The organism is Rhodococcus sp. NCIMB 12038, assembly GCF_002165735.1.
Lineage (GTDB): Bacteria > Actinomycetota > Actinomycetes > Mycobacteriales > Mycobacteriaceae > Rhodococcus_F.
This window is the reverse complement of sequence record NZ_NHML01000016.1, coordinates 17051-30716: the sequence shown is the minus strand read 5'-3', so window position 1 is coordinate 30716 and position 13666 is coordinate 17051. Positions and strand designations below refer to the sequence as shown.

General features: G+C 68.7%; 14 protein-coding genes. 6 read left to right on the top strand and 8 right to left on the bottom strand.

From position 1 onward, the window contains the following. Positions 1 to 134: 134 nt before the first annotated feature. From CA951_RS24140 to CA951_RS24125, 3 genes are all read left to right on the top strand, one after another. On the top strand, positions 135 to 1094 hold the full coding sequence (locus CA951_RS24140; RefSeq protein WP_087559239.1) for a PDR/VanB family oxidoreductase: 960 nt from the start codon (positions 135 to 137) through the stop codon (positions 1092 to 1094). Between the two features lie 366 nt (positions 1095 to 1460). Next, positions 1461 to 2978, top strand: a complete 1518-nt coding sequence (locus CA951_RS24130) for a class I adenylate-forming enzyme family protein (RefSeq protein ID WP_087559391.1) — start codon at positions 1461 to 1463, stop codon at positions 2976 to 2978. A 44-nt stretch (positions 2979 to 3022) separates the two neighbouring features. Next, positions 3023 to 3865 (top strand): enoyl-CoA hydratase-related protein, encoded by an 843-nt coding sequence (locus CA951_RS24125; protein ID WP_087559237.1) that lies wholly within the window; start codon positions 3023 to 3025, stop codon positions 3863 to 3865. Between the two features lie 68 nt (positions 3866 to 3933). On the opposite strand, the gene CA951_RS24120 is transcribed toward CA951_RS24125, so the two are convergent. Genes CA951_RS24120 through CA951_RS24110 form a run of 3 tightly spaced genes read right to left on the bottom strand, consistent with a single transcriptional unit; the run spans position 3934 to position 6522 of the window. Next, positions 3934 to 4734 carry a carbon-nitrogen hydrolase family protein gene (locus CA951_RS24120; RefSeq protein ID WP_087559236.1) on the bottom strand — a complete coding sequence of 267 codons (801 nt, stop codon included), beginning with the start codon at positions 4732 to 4734 and terminating at the stop codon, positions 3934 to 3936. 56 nt (positions 4735 to 4790) lie between these two features. Further along, positions 4791 to 5675 carry a formyltetrahydrofolate deformylase gene (gene purU / locus CA951_RS24115; RefSeq protein WP_087559235.1) on the bottom strand — a complete coding sequence of 295 codons (885 nt, stop codon included), beginning with the start codon at positions 5673 to 5675 and terminating at the stop codon, positions 4791 to 4793. A 13-nt stretch (positions 5676 to 5688) separates the two neighbouring features. After that, positions 5689 to 6522, bottom strand: coding sequence for a class I SAM-dependent methyltransferase (locus CA951_RS24110; protein ID WP_087559234.1), 834 nt, complete (start codon positions 6520 to 6522; stop codon positions 5689 to 5691). Positions 6523 to 6579: 57 nt separating this feature from the next. On the opposite strand from CA951_RS24110, the gene deoC reads away from it, so the two are divergent. After that, complete coding sequence (gene deoC, locus CA951_RS24105; protein ID WP_087559233.1) at positions 6580 to 7245, top strand: deoxyribose-phosphate aldolase; 666 nt, start codon at positions 6580 to 6582, stop codon at positions 7243 to 7245. Between the two features lie 9 nt (positions 7246 to 7254). Here the strand turns inward: deoC and CA951_RS24100 are convergent, their stop codons facing one another. Then, positions 7255 to 8022: a DUF2993 domain-containing protein gene (locus CA951_RS24100; RefSeq protein ID WP_087559232.1), complete on the bottom strand. Its 768-nt coding sequence runs from the start codon at positions 8020 to 8022 to the stop codon at positions 7255 to 7257. Between the two features lie 113 nt (positions 8023 to 8135). On the opposite strand from CA951_RS24100, the gene CA951_RS24095 reads away from it, so the two are divergent. After that, positions 8136 to 8753, top strand: a complete 618-nt coding sequence (locus CA951_RS24095) for a hypothetical protein (protein ID WP_072939789.1) — start codon at positions 8136 to 8138, stop codon at positions 8751 to 8753. Positions 8754 to 8769: 16 nt separating this feature from the next. Here CA951_RS24095 and CA951_RS24090 read toward each other — a convergent pair whose 3' ends face one another. From CA951_RS24090 to CA951_RS24075, 4 genes are all read right to left on the bottom strand, one after another. Further along, positions 8770 to 10317 carry a TROVE domain-containing protein gene (locus CA951_RS24090; protein WP_087559231.1) on the bottom strand — a complete coding sequence of 516 codons (1548 nt, stop codon included), beginning with the start codon at positions 10315 to 10317 and terminating at the stop codon, positions 8770 to 8772. A gap of 337 nt (positions 10318 to 10654) precedes the next feature. Then, positions 10655 to 11452, bottom strand: a complete 798-nt coding sequence (locus CA951_RS24085) for an SAM-dependent methyltransferase (protein ID WP_087559230.1) — start codon at positions 11450 to 11452, stop codon at positions 10655 to 10657. A 21-nt stretch (positions 11453 to 11473) separates the two neighbouring features. Next, positions 11474 to 11974, bottom strand: coding sequence for a DUF2505 domain-containing protein (locus CA951_RS24080; RefSeq protein ID WP_087559229.1), 501 nt, complete (start codon positions 11972 to 11974; stop codon positions 11474 to 11476). 51 nt (positions 11975 to 12025) lie between these two features. Next, positions 12026 to 12523, bottom strand: a complete 498-nt coding sequence (locus tag CA951_RS24075) for a DUF2505 domain-containing protein (protein WP_087559228.1) — start codon at positions 12521 to 12523, stop codon at positions 12026 to 12028. A 26-nt stretch (positions 12524 to 12549) separates the two neighbouring features. Here CA951_RS24075 and CA951_RS24070 point away from each other — a divergent pair, with 26 nt between their 5' ends. Continuing rightward, the gene (locus tag CA951_RS24070; protein WP_087559227.1) at positions 12550 to 13641 is read left to right on the top strand and encodes a UDP-N-acetylmuramate dehydrogenase; all 1092 of its coding nucleotides are present in this window, start codon (positions 12550 to 12552) and stop codon (positions 13639 to 13641) included. Positions 13642 to 13666: the final 25 nt, after the last annotated feature.

Here is a 13666-nt window from a genome sequence, read left to right as displayed (position 1 = left end):
CCAAAATTCTAATGAACATAGGTTTATCGCAGGTGTCGCCGCGGGGCAACATCTCCGGCGTGCGTCTTGCGTGACTTTAACCTAATGGCATAAGATTTACGAGCAAGTGGAGTCGAGTGGAACGAGACGGGTACATGACCAGCACCGCGAACCAGGAACGGCTGCAGATGCAGGTGGCCGGTAAGGAAACGCTTGCCGACGGCGTCGTGCGACTCACGCTGGTCGACGAATCCGGAGCCGCGGCCCCGGCCTGGACGCCGGGTTCGCACATCGATCTGGTGCTCGACGACACGACCACCCGTCAGTACTCGCTGTGCGGGGATCCCGGCGACACGACGTCGCTGACCGTGGCCGTGCTCCGTGAGGCCGACGGTCGGGGCGGTTCGATCCGCGTCCACGACAAGCTCGAATCCGGCGACCTCGTCACCGTGGCCGGTCCCCGGAACCACTTCGCACTCGTCGACGCCGACTCGTACCTGTTCGTGGCGGGCGGGATCGGCATCACACCCCTCCTCCCCATGTCGCGGGAAGTGGACTCGAAGGGCACGCCGTGGCGCCTGCTCTACGGCGGGCGGACCCGCGCGAGCATGGCGTTCGCCGACGAACTCGCGGCGGCACACCCGGATCGGGTGCTCCTCCGCCCGCAGGACGAGCACGGACACCTCGATCTCGCCACGGCCCTCGACGAGGCCGAGCCCGGAACCGTCGTGTACTGCTGCGGGCCGGAACCGCTGTTGCAGGCCATCGAATCGGCCTGCCGGGAACGTCCGCACGTCACCCTGCACGTCGAGCGCTTCGCGCCGAAGGCGCTGCCGGAAGGCGACGACGGCGCGTTCGAGGTCGAACTCGGCCGGTCGGGGCGGACGGTGCAGGTCGCCGCGGACGAGACGGTTCTCGACGCCGTTCTCCGGGAGGGCGTCGACGCGGACTTCTCCTGCCGGGAAGGCACCTGCGGAACGTGCGAGGTCGCGGTCCTCGGCGGCACTCCCGATCACCGGGACTCCGTTCTCAGCGAGGACGAGCAGGCGGAGAACGACGCCATGATGATCTGCGTGTCCCGGAGTTGCACACCCAAGCTGATCCTGGATCTCTGACGGATGGTGACGACGGGCGCCGGGTCGGACACGGTCACGGTCCCGGCTCGACGGGTCGCGGTCCGCGCCCGGTGCTGCTGGGGATGCTCGCCCTGGTGTTCGTCGGTTCGGTGCTGTGCGCCGTCACCGCGGATCTGGCGTCCGAGCGGGCGTTCGTGATCGCGTTCTGGGTGGGCGGAGCGGCGGCGGGATCCGCCGGATTGGCAATAGCTCGAGCGGAACGCATTTCGAGAAAACGCGCCGATCGGGGTGTCCGATTCGGTGCCGTATCAGTTAATCTATAGATTATAGGTTTGGAGCGGCGGCGCGAGGCGTCTGCCGTGACATCGATGTCGCCCGGCGGCGACGGCGGAAGGTTGAGTGGAGATGGCTGCGACAATCGGGTCGGCATTGCACTGGTGGGCGGCGACGAAGGGCGACCAGCGGGCGATCGTCGTCGACGACGACGCGCTCACGTACCGGGAACTGCAGGACTGGTCGAGCCGCGTGGCTCGCCGGGTCGTCGAGGCCGGGATCGAGCCGGGTGACCGAGTCGGCGTCCTCGGCCCGAACTCGCTCGAGTGGCCGGCCGTCGCGCTCGGAGTGCTCAAGGCGGGCGCGGTCCTCGTACCGCTGAACCCCCGGCTCAAGCCCGCGGAACTCCGCAAGGTCGTCGACGACGCGGGAGCCCGGCTGGTGCTGGCGCCCGCCGAATTCGGCGACGCGGTCGAGAAGACCCGCGCCCTGGGCGCGACGTTCGATTCGCTGCCCTTCGACGAATTCGCGGCGCTGCGCAGTGGCGGTGTGGACGACTTCCGGATCGACGTCGGACCCGAAGATCCGACGGCGCTGCTGTTCACCAGCGGGTCGACCGGACTCTCCAAGGGCGTGATCTGCACCAATCGCACCCTGCTCAACATCGTCTTCGAGGCGTCGCTGACCGAAGAGGGGCTGCGGCCCGGGGCGACGACGCTGCTGGTCCTGCCGCTCGTCTTCACCCCGGGCCTCGTGTGGGGTCTGCTCATGACCACCGTGCTCGGCGGCACCATCATCATCGAACGCGAGTTGAAGCCGGGACGCGCCGCGGCACTGCTGAGCGAACACAAGGTCCAGGCCCTCTTCGGTGTCCCGTTGATCTTCGAGGCCATCTCCCGTGCCCCGGAATTCGACAACGCGGATCTCGGTTCCCTGCGCACGGCGATCGTCGGCGGCGCCGCCGTCGCACCCGCCCTGCTGCAGCGGTGGGCGGACAAGGGGGTCGCGCTGCGGCAGATCTACGGAATGACCGAGGCCGGGGGAGTCGCGACCGCCACGCTGGTGAGCGAGGCGTTCGACCACCCCGGGACGTGCGGAAACGGCTCCATCTTCACCGAGATGAAAGTAGTCCGCCCGGACGGGACCGAGGCCGACCCCGGCGAGGAAGGCGAAATCCTCCTCAGCGGGCCCGGCGTCACGCCCGGCTACTGGAACGACGAGGAATCCACCGCGGCCGCGCTGCGCGACGGCTGGCTGCACAGCGGCGATCTGGGAACCCGCGACGCCGAAGGGCGCCTGCAGTTCGTCGACCGCCTCAAGGACCTCATCATCACCGGAGGAATCAACATCTCTCCGGTGGAACTCGAACGCGTGATCGGTGAGATCGAGGGAGTCGAGGAAGTGGCGGTGATCGCCGCGAAGGACCCACGCTTCGGTGAGACCCCCGCCGCGATCGTGACGGTGACCGGCGACGTCGACGAGGTCGCCATCGTCGAGCACTGCGACCGGCTCGTCGCGGACTACAAGGTGCCCCGGTACGTCGTGATCCGCAACGAACCCCTGCCGCGTCTGCCCAGCGGAAAGCTGTCGAAGACCGCGATCAGATCCGAGTACCGGGACGTCTCCGAACGGTTCTCGAAGGTGCGCTGACACACCGGGACACGGGACCACACACGACGAAAAGAGAACAGTTCATGACGAGTATCGCCACCGAGAGCGTCGTCCAGCTCGAGCGGGACGGTGAGGTCGCGATCGTGCGGCTGAATCGCCCGGATCGCCTCAACGCCTTCACCCTCGAGGTACGGGACCGCATCATCGAGGTCTTCGACGAGTGCGATGCGGACGACACCATCCGCGCGATCGTCCTCACGGGAACCGGCCGCGCCTTCTGCGCCGGGGCCGATCTCGCGAAGGGCGGCGACACGTTCGTCACGGAGGACGACCCGGACAGCGGCGAGGCACCACCCGATTCGGGCGGTCAGGCGTCGCTGCGGATCTACCGGTCGACAAAGCCGGTGATCGCCGCGATCAATGGTCCCGCAGTGGGGGTCGGTGTGACGATGACACTGCCCGCCGACGTCCGGATCGCCTCCGACACAGCCAAGTTCGGTTTCGTGTTCACCCGTCGCGGGCTGGTGCCCGAGGCCTGTTCCACCTGGTTCCTGCCCCGGATCGTCGGGATCTCGACCGCCGTCGAGTGGACCGTGGGCGGGAAGATGGTGTCGGCGGCGGAGGCGCTCGAACGCGGCCTCGTCCGCGAGGTCGTCCCCGCCGACGATGTGCTGCCGCGAGCGATCGAGGTGGCGCGCGAACTGGCGGCGGGCACCTCGCCGGTCTCCGTCGCGCTGACCCGGCAGTTGATGTGGAGGATGCTCGGCGCCGACAGCCCGGAGGTCGCGCACCGGGCCGAGTCGATCGCCATCCACGTCCGCGGAACGTCGGCGGACGTCCGCGAAGGGGTCGCGGCGTTCCTCGACAAGCGGCAGCCCGACTTCCCGCAGTCGGTGTCCGACGGCCTGCCCGACGTCTTCCGCTGAACGCCGTTGCCCGGGAATTGGTCAGGTTCACACGCTATTGCGTGTGCGCCTGACCAATTCGCCGGAATCTATGGCTTGGCGATCACGCCGAATCGGCGCAGCGACAGCGCCGGGTTCTTCGCGCGGACCTCGGCGATGCGCTCGGCGGAGACGCTCCCGATCGCGGTCCCGGTCCGTTCGCCGAGGGACGCGATCACCACGCCCATCGGATCCACGATCATGGACGCACCCGAACCCACCGGGGCGCACTGATCGGCCGCGGCGACGTAGAGGGTGTTCTCGATGGCCCGGGCGCGGACCAGCGTCCTCCAGTGGTCCTCCTTGAGCGGGCCGGGCATCCATGCGGCAGGCAGGACCAGGACGTCGGCACCCGCATCGACGATGCGCCGGGTCACCTCCGGGAACCGCAGGTCGTAACACGTCTGCATGCCGAACGTGATGCCGTCGACCGTGAACGTCTCGGGATCGCCGATCGTCCCCGCCTGCACGAACTCCGACTCCCGGTAGCCGAATGCGTCGAACAGGTGAAGCTTCCGGTACGTGGCGGCGATGCCGCCGTCGGGGGCGAGCGCGACGAGGGTGTTGAAGATCTGGCGCTCGCCCGGGATCGCCTCGTTGATCCCGGTGACGAGGGTCAGCCCGTGCCGGACGGCGATCTCGCGCAGACCGGTGACGAATTCACCGTCGAGGGATTCGGCGGAGTCCACGAACCGCTCGTCGATCACCGGGAGCGCGAACATCGCGTATTCGGTGGTCGCCAGTACCCGGGCGCCGCCCGCGGCCGCATCCCCGGCGAACTTCGCGATCTGCCCGAGATTGACGTGCTTGTCCGAACCCGATGCGAACTGTGCGATGGCGACGTCGATCATGTCGGTACCTTTCCGCGGTGACGGGTCCGGACGGCTTGCCCGCCTCGGCGACGAAACTAGCTGAACACCACCGTCTTACGGCCGTGCACGAGCACGCGGTCCTCGAGGTGCCAGCGCAGCCCGCGGGACAGCACGAGCTTCTCGATGTCGCGACCCTGCCGGACCATGTCGGCGACCTCGTCGGCGTGGTCGACGCGGATCACGTCCTGCTCGATGATGGGGCCCGCGTCGAGTTCGGCCGTCACGTAGTGGCAGGTCGCGCCGATCAGCTTCACACCGCGGGCGAATGCCTGGTGGTACGGGCGGGCGCCGACGAACGACGGCAGGAAGCTGTGGTGGATGTTGATCGCCCGGCCGGCCCAGTGCTCGCACAGTTCCGACGGCAGCACCTGCATGAACCGCGCCAGCACCACGGCATGGGGGTCGTGGGCGTCGACGAGTTCACGCACTTGCTCGAACGCGGGCCCGCGCTCGGCGGGATCCTTCGCGAACGGCACGTGATGGAAGTCGATGCCGTGCTGGCGCGTGACGGTCTCGAGGTCGCGGTGGTTGCCGATCACCGCGCAGATGTCCGCGGGCAACTCGCCGCCGGCCGCTCGGCCCAGCAGGTCGTGGAGGCAGTGCGCCTCCTTGCTCACCAGCAGCACCACCCGCTTGCGCTCGCCCGTGTCGGACACGGTCCACTCGGTCTCCGGTCCGAGTTCGGCGGCGACGGCGGCGAACCGCTCCCGGAGTTCCCCGATCGACATCCCGACCGACGACGCGCGCACGGCCTGACGGGTGAAGAACCAGCCGGTGTCGGCGTCGGCGTGGTACGCCGCCTCGACGATCCAGCCGCCGACCTCGGCGAGGAACGTCGAGATCCGGGCGACGATGCCGGTGCGGTCGGGGCAGCCGAGAGACAGAACGTACCGGTGGTCCTCGGTCGAAGCAGCGCTCATGGGCAACAGTCTTTCAGGTCGTGCTGCGGCCGTTCACCACGGCGGTGCCGACGAGGGTGCCGGCGTCGACGTCGTGGATCGCGCGTTCGGTGAGCACCTCCAGGAAATCGAGATGGATCTGCTCGACCGTCCGGTCGTCGAACGGGGACAGCGCGCGCCGCAGGTTCCCGCCCATCACGAGATCCCAGGCGAACTCGGGTGTCGCGGGAATGATGTTGGACAGCTCCCGGACCTCGGTCGAGTGCGCGCCCAGCTCGCCCAGCCACTGGTGCAGCCCGTCCGGGGTGTCGATGTGTTCGAGCGCGTCGAACGGCGACCCGCCGGAGTTCGCTTCCGGTTCCCGGTGCCGGGCGACGGCGTCGTGGAGCGCCTCCGCGAAATCCCGTAACGCGCCCCGCCGCCACACCGTGATCCCGACCTTCCCGCCCGGCCGGACGAGGCCCGTGAGCCGGGTGAACGCGGCGTCCATGTGCGGCAGGAAGAACACGCCGTACGAACAGGCGAGCGCGTCGTAGCCTGCCGCCGGGACGGTGCTCGGCGGTTCCCACGTGGTGGCGTCCGCGCGGACGAATTCGATGTTCTGCAGCCCGCGGTCCGACGCCTTCAGCCGCCCCACCTCGAGGAGTTCATCGGACAGGTCGACACCGTGGACGAGACCCGACGGTCCCACCGCGGTGGCCGCGGGAAGCGCCGAAGACCCTGCGCCGCAGCACACGTCGAGGACGGCGTCCCCGGGACGCAACCCGAGCTGGAAGGTGAGGGACTGCCCGGCCGGTCCCCATACGGCCGTCGTCAGCCGGTCGAACTCGAGCCGTGCCTCGTCGAAGACCGATCCCGGATCACTCATACGGCGATGCTAGGCCGTGCAGCGGGCCCGGGAAGGCATTGTGCGAAGCTCACAGGTATGTCCGACGTTGCACTGACCCGCTCCCAGGTGGCCGACCTCGTCGACCACACGCTCCTCAAACCCGAAGCCACCACCGCCGACGTGAAGGCGCTGATCGACGAGGCGCGGTCGCTCGGTGTGCTCGCAGTCTGTGTGTCGCCGTCGATGCTGCCGGTCAAGGCGCCCGGACTGGTGACCGCCGCGGTGGTGGGGTTCCCGTCGGGAAAGCACCACTCACTGGTCAAGGGGGCCGAGGCCAGGCTCGCCGTGGATCAGGGCGCCCAGGAGATCGACATGGTGATCGACATCGGTGCCGCCGTGGCAGGCGACTTCAACGCGGTGCTCGCCGACGTCCTCACCGTCCGCGAGGCCGTCGGCGACCGCACCGTCCTCAAGGTGATCCTCGAGACCGCCGCGCTGAGCGACGAGGCGATCGTGGAAGCGTGCCGGGCCGCCGAGCGGGCAGGCGCGAACTTCGTGAAGACGTCGACCGGGTTCCACCCGGCCGGGGGAGCAACCGTGGAGGCGGTGCGGTTGATGGCGCAGACCGTCGGCGGGCGGATCGGGGTCAAGGCGAGCGGCGGGATCCGCACCGCAGCGGCCGCGCTCGACATGATCGCGGCCGGTGCGACGCGGCTGGGCCTGTCGGGCACCCGTGCCGTTCTGGACGGGCTGCCCGACTGACCCGGCCGATCAGACGAGGAGGCCGCAGCTGCTCTGCTGTTCCTGCTGCTGTTGCTGGGTGGCGGCGGCAGGCATCGTGTAGGCGCCGCCTTCGAGGGTGATCTCGATGGCGTCGTCGGTGACCTTCAGCGACGTCGGCTGCATGCCCAGCGGGTAGGTCTGCAGGCTCGAGGTCAGGATCTGGACCACCCCGTCGACGAGGTCGGTGGGGAGCCCGAAGCCGAGGATCTCGGCGCCCACCGTGTTCACTTTCACGGTCCCGTTCACGATCTCCGGTTTGACGGTCAGATCCGCGAGCCCGGCCGGGCCGACGGAGAACCTCAGGGTTCCCGCGCTCGAATCGGCGGTGACACCGCTGATCAGCGAGCCGAACGCCTGCTGCTGCAGCGTCGCGAGGATGCCGGCGGTCGACCAGGTGACGTCCGCGTCGGAACTGCCGATGGTGCCGCTGCTGTCGGCGGTGTTCTCGATCCGGATGTCGTTGACCTGGGCGTGCACCTGCATTCCCTGCGCGGGGCCGAACTTGGTGTCGTCGCTGTCGATGGTGATGTAGGGGACGTTCTTGTCGATCGACTGCAGTAGGACCGGCTTCCAGCTCAGTCCCACGTCGACCTGTGAGCCGAGTTGGCTCTCGAACTGGTCGGCCATGCAGGTCTTCACTCTGTGGCGGACGAAGAGTTCGCCGCCGACGAGTACCGCCACGAGCGCGGCGATGACGACCAGAGAGATGACGAGCACACGGTTACTTCGGGGTGCGGAGTTCGTTCGGGCTGCCATTACACGGATTCTTCCCGACAACTCTGAACAAATTCTGTGAATGCGTCGGCGGCGCGTCGTCGAGATCCGCAGAAATTGTGATACGTGCCACAATTGCCCAGTAATGTAGGGGAATGTCCGGATGGTTGGCTCCACGTCCCGGTGACCCGGAGCGCGAAGGTGTCGGTGAAGAGCTGACACGCGTCGCGACGGCTCAGGCGGGTTTCTTCACCACTGCGCAGGTGCTGCGCCTCGGTTTCGCTGCCGACGAGATCGGCGAGCGACTCGCCGACGGCTCGTGGGTCAAGATAGAGCGAGACCTGTTCCGCTTGAAGGATTGTCCGCATTCCGATCTCGAGGAGTTCGCGAAGTGGTGCACCTGGTTCGGTGCCGCCGCCGCGGTTTCCCACCAGAGCGCCGCCGAACTTCACGGTCTCGGACACCTGTACCCGCGGTTCATCCACCTCTCGACGGTGCTGTCGCCGCCCTCGCCGACTCAGCAGTTGGCGCTGCACCGGCGGTCACTCCGCCCGGAGGACTGCGAGCAGGTCGGCCCGCTGCGGATCACCACGCCGCTGTGCACGGCACTCGACCTCGCCGCCAGCGGAATCTCGCAGGAACTGCTCGACGAGGTGGTCGCCGACGGCGTCGCGATCGGGCGACTGAACGCGCGCGCTCTGCACGGCGAATGCGGATCCCTGCCGGCGCAGGTGGCGCAGCGCGTCGAACACGCACTGGCCACCTGCACCTGACGGACCGCGCCGGCAGTCAGAACGGCCACTCGCCGTCCAGGCTGCCCTCCAGCAGCGGGATCATCGAGAACCCCGCGTCCGACAGTCCGCCGAACGTGTGACGATTCGCGGACCCCGCCGGTCCGTGACCATGCCGGTAGCCCGCCACGTTCCACGTGTACACGGGGACGTCGGCCGGGACGTGCCGGGTCGGATCACCCCACGCGGCCTGCTCGTCGGTGACGATGACGACGCGATCGTGGCCCCGGTAGTGCTTCTGCACCGCCGCCGCCGTGTCGGTGCCGCCGAGGTCGCCGAAGCTGTCGACCACGCGCAGCACCGCCTGATGCTCGAACGGAACGATCCGGCTGTCCGTGCCGAACTCGACGAGGTCCGCGCGCGCGGCGCGTGCCGCCAGCACGGTGCCGAACACGGCGGCCGCGTCCGCCCTCGTTAGTTCCGACCGCGCCGAGACGCGGCTGTAGAACATCGATCCGGACCGGTCGACGAGAACCAGGGTGCGCCCGGGCAGCGACGGGACCGCGGACAGCGACGCTCCGAGCGCACGCTCGAGCGCATGTCCCCACCGCAGGCTCGGCGCGTTCCGGTACGCCGCGAGAAATCGCATCGGCAGCTGCCGCGACTGCGCGACCTCCGCCGGATCGGCGATCCGGGCCGCCACCTGCTCCGCGACGTGGTCGGGGATCCCGGCCTCGTCGAAGTTCCGCAGGTTACGGAGAAGCCCCATGAATCCCATGGACGGGATCACCGCCTGCCAGGCCGCGGCATCCATCGGTCCCTGCAGCCAGCCGGCGAGCGACTCCCACGTCATGCCGGCCGCCGACAGCCGCTCCGGGGTCCGGAAGACGGCACGCCGGTCCTCCGGCGGGAGTGCCGACAGCGCCGCCCGTTCCGTGAGCATGCGCAGACCGGCAGGCACGGCGTTCCCGCGTCCCTGCCGCCGGTCGATCGCGTGCCGGAACAGCTCGCCCTGCCACGCCGCCGACGGCGACGCGTGGGTGAGCTCGAGAACGTCACCGAAGCGGATGTCCCGGGCCTCGGAATCCCACTTCAGCAGAGAGCGTTCCGAATACAGCCGGGCGGCGGCGTCGGCGACACCGCGCTTGACCGGCTTCGGGACCGAACGACCGTGCCGGGACATCCAGTACGCGAGGATCTCGCCCGGCTCGTCGGCCCGCTCCAGCGCCGAGGAGATGACGGCACGGTTGCCGCCGTGCAGTCCGGCACCCAGCCGGGCCCGGACGAACTCGGCTGCGGCCATCACCGACGCCGAACGCAGATGCGCATCGCGGCGCAGCCACCCGATCAGGCGGGCGGTCCACTCCGGATCCGACAGCGTGACCTCGTGGATCAGCGCGACGAACCGTCCGTCGCGGTCCGACGCCGACTCGTAGAAGGTGTGCTCACCGACCATGCTCGTGACCGCGAGGAGGAACAGCTCGCTCTTCGCGTCGCGGGCATAGCCGCTGCCGCCCTCGAAGGTGCGGCCCGACGGTTGCGTCTCCGACGTGATCGGACTCCGTACCTTGTTGCGGCGCAGCATCGTCGGGTTGAACTTGCTCATGGTTGTTCCTCCTTCCGGGGAGGTGTCGGTGCTCGTGGGTGCGCGCCACCCGAGGTCGAGGCGACGACGGGGTGCGGAGTCGAACCGCGTGCTTACGCACTTCGCCAGAGAAGTATCCGTCGTCTGCGCACCGGGTGGCGCGCACACATGTCGTGCCGAGTTCGGAGTCGGCGGAGGCACGGACGCGCTCTACCGCTGAGCTACAGGGACCTGCGTCCCTGACCGGATTCGAACCGGCGACCACGCGATTAACAGTCGAAGTAGCCCTCGCCTGCGCACCGGCACAACATGTTTCGTGAACAGACTCTACGGGGCGCTTCGGGAGATGTCGCGTGAATTAATTCGTGCCGGAACCGGGCGCGACCAGATTCCACGGAACGGTGAGAATGTTGTCGCGGATCCGGCGGCGCTGCGGCTGCACGGGAAGTCCCTGCGCGCGCAGCAGTTCGAGCGCGGCCCGCCACCGCACCCGCGGTCCGAACGAGCCGTGGGGCGCCGCGGTGGCCCACGCGCGATCCGCCGCGGCGAGGAGGGCGTGGACCGGCTCACCCGGGACGTTGCGATGGATCAGCGCCTTGGGCAGTCGTTCGGCGATGTCCGACGGCTTCTCCACGGCGAACGGATCCCACGCCAGCGTCAGCGACAGCGGGCGGGTGGCGTCGAGCAGCACCCACGCGCAACGGCGGCCCAGCTCGTCACACGTGCCGTCGAGGATCAACCCGCCCGGTGCGAGCCCGGACTGCATCCGCGCCCACGCCGGCCCGACCGCATCCTCCGGGTACTGCCGCAACACGTTGAACGCACGGACCAGGACGGGACGCAGTCCGGAGAGCTCGAACCCGCCGCGGGCGAAACTCACTCCGTTCCTGCTCTCGACCACACGCTCGGGGTCGATCTCCAGCCCGACCACGCGGCGGTCGCCGCGCACGGCGGTCAGCCGGTCGGCGAGCTCGAACGTGGTGTGCGGCCGGGCTCCGTACCCGAGGTCGACGACGAGCGGGTCAGCGGACGCGTGCAGCGTCCGGCGCACCAGCGCGTCGTGGACGAGCCAGCGGTCGCTGCGGCGCAGCCTGTTGATGCCTGTCGTACCCCGGGTGATGACACCGTGGGGCCGCCTCAGCGTCGCTGAAGTCATGGGAATTCCGTGCGGTGGGTGCTAGTGCTGCGACAACCACGTTTCGGTGATCTCCGCCTCGGCGCGGAACAGATCGATCAGATTGACGAGCATCAGCTGCTCGAGCTTCCCGCCGATGAACGGCAGGTACACCTTCGCCTCGGACGAGGTGCGGAACGTGCATCCCGTCTCGGTGGCGAACAGCTTCATGGTGCCCGTGAGACTGCCGGGACCCGCCGGGATCGACGCCTCGTACGTGCCCGTGGTCGGCTCACCGAAGGGCGTGTACGACTCCTTGCGCGTGATGACCATGTCCTTCTTCATCACCGTCTGCGCGACCTCGGGGAGTTCCGACCGCGGCAGGATGTGGTGCAGGACGATGTCGATTCCGTCGTCGTTCACGTCGAAGTGCTCGATGTGGTTCTCGGAGTACTTCCGCATCTCCTCGATGCGCGCATCCCAGTAGTCACGGCTGGTGAACGCGTTGTACACCTCTTTGGGGGTGTGCTTGTAACGGGCTGAGTAGTCGATGCGGCGAGCCATGATCGCCTAGGTTACCGGCTGGGACCTGACACAATGGACACCCGCCCCAGGTCAGCCCCCGAGCCACTGCTCGGTGAACTCCTGCTCCTTCACGATCAGGCGGAGGACCTCGTCCGCGATCGCGTTCTCGATCTTGCCGCCGATCAGCGGGATCCGGACCTCGGCCTTGCCTTCGACCTGCACGTTCGCCCGGGAACCGTCGGCCTTCAGCGTCTGGGTTCCGGAGATCGTCGCGGGCGCACCCACCACCTCGGCCGTGAACGTGCCCTCGGCGTGATCGCCGTCGAGCGTGCCCCACGTCTCCGTGCGCTTGATCACGAGGTCACCCGGACGGACCTTCGAGACGATGCTGGGCAGGTGCTCGGCGGGAATCGACTGCGACATGGCCACGGAGATGGTGCTCGGCCCGGTCGTGACCTGGTCCAGGGTGGCCCCCGGTCCTCCGACCCTGTCCAGACGGTCGCGCCAGTACTGCTCGGTGATCAGGCCCGCATGGACCTGGGTGACGGGAAACGCATAGGACGACGAATGCTCGATGCGGCGGCTCACGATCGGCCACGCTACCGTTTGCGGTTGTGTGGGATGTGAGCATTGTCAGTCAACTCGTCGAGTCGGGCGCGTTCGTGTCGGAAAACCTCGAACTGTCGGGGATGACCACGCTGCGGGTCGGCGGGCCGGCGCGGATCGTGGCGGAGTGCCCGACGACGCAGGTCCTCGTCGACGTGGTGCGTCTTCTCGACGCCGCGCACATCCCGACGCTCGTCCTCGCCGGCGGTTCCAATCTCGTCGTCGGGGACGACGGATTCGACGGTGTGGTGGTGCGTGTGTGCAACACCACTGTCGGACTGGAAGAGGGATTCGTCACTGCGGAGGCGGGCGCCGAGTGGGATCAGGTGGTCGCGCAGACCGTCGCCGCCGAACTGGGTGGGCTCGAATGCCTGTCGGGGATCCCCGGGTCGACCGGGGCCACTCCGGTGCAGAACGTCGGTGCGTACGGCGTCGAGATCGGGTCGATGCTGCGGCGGGTGCACCTTCTCGACCGGCGCACCGGTAAGGCGCGCTGGGTCGAACCCGACGCGCTCGGCCTCGGGTATCGCACGAGCGTCCTCAAGCACTCCGACGCGGCACTCGTGCTGGCGGTCGAACTGACCGTGCATCCCGACGGACTGTCCGAGCCGCTGCGCTACCGCGAACTCGCCTCGGCGCTCGACGGTTCCGAGGGTGGCCGGTTGCCGTCGGCGCAGGTCCGGGACGCCGTGCTGGATCTCCGCCGGGGCAAGGGAATGGTGCTGGACCCCGACGACCACGACACCTGGAGCGCGGGCTCGTTCTTCACCAACCCCGTCGTCTCCGACCGGGAGTTGGCGGGCGTCCTCGCCGCGATCGAGACCCGGCTCGGCGACGTCCCCGTTCCGCAGTACCCGGCGGACGGCGGAACGAAGTTGTCTGCCGGTTGGCTGATCGAGCGGTCCGGCTTCTCGAAGGGGTACCCCGGCGACAGCGCCGTCGCGCGGCTGTCGACCAAGCACACGCTCGCGTTGACCAACCGGGGCGCCGCGAAGACCGAAGACCTGCTGGCACTGGCCCGTGACGTGCGGGACGGCGTCCAGTCGGCGTTCGGTGTCCGGCTCGAACCCGAACCCGTGACGGTCGGCTGCGCGATCTGAGACAGGTCCGTAGCGCAGGTAACCT

What these genes read in the sequence shown, in the direction of transcription:
- CA951_RS24140 (WP_087559239.1), top strand. Translation starts at nt 135, where the DNA reads ATGACCAGCACCGCGAACCAGGAACGGCTGCAGATGCAGGTGGCCGGT.
- CA951_RS24130 (WP_087559391.1), top strand. Translation starts at nt 1,461, where the DNA reads ATGGCTGCGACAATCGGGTCGGCATTGCACTGGTGGGCGGCGACGAAG.
- CA951_RS24125 (WP_087559237.1), top strand. Translation starts at nt 3,023, where the DNA reads ATGACGAGTATCGCCACCGAGAGCGTCGTCCAGCTCGAGCGGGACGGT.
- CA951_RS24120 (WP_087559236.1), bottom strand. Translation starts at nt 4,734, where the DNA reads ATGATCGACGTCGCCATCGCACAGTTCGCATCGGGTTCGGACAAGCAC.
- purU (WP_087559235.1), bottom strand. Translation starts at nt 5,675, where the DNA reads ATGAGCGCTGCTTCGACCGAGGACCACCGGTACGTTCTGTCTCTCGGC.
- CA951_RS24110 (WP_087559234.1), bottom strand. Translation starts at nt 6,522, where the DNA reads ATGAGTGATCCGGGATCGGTCTTCGACGAGGCACGGCTCGAGTTCGAC.
- deoC (WP_087559233.1), top strand. Translation starts at nt 6,580, where the DNA reads ATGTCCGACGTTGCACTGACCCGCTCCCAGGTGGCCGACCTCGTCGAC.
- CA951_RS24100 (WP_087559232.1), bottom strand. Translation starts at nt 8,022, where the DNA reads ATGGCAGCCCGAACGAACTCCGCACCCCGAAGTAACCGTGTGCTCGTC.
- CA951_RS24095 (WP_072939789.1), top strand. Translation starts at nt 8,136, where the DNA reads ATGTCCGGATGGTTGGCTCCACGTCCCGGTGACCCGGAGCGCGAAGGT.
- CA951_RS24090 (WP_087559231.1), bottom strand. Translation starts at nt 10,317, where the DNA reads ATGAGCAAGTTCAACCCGACGATGCTGCGCCGCAACAAGGTACGGAGT.
- CA951_RS24085 (WP_087559230.1), bottom strand. Translation starts at nt 11,452, where the DNA reads ATGACTTCAGCGACGCTGAGGCGGCCCCACGGTGTCATCACCCGGGGT.
- CA951_RS24080 (WP_087559229.1), bottom strand. Translation starts at nt 11,974, where the DNA reads ATGGCTCGCCGCATCGACTACTCAGCCCGTTACAAGCACACCCCCAAA.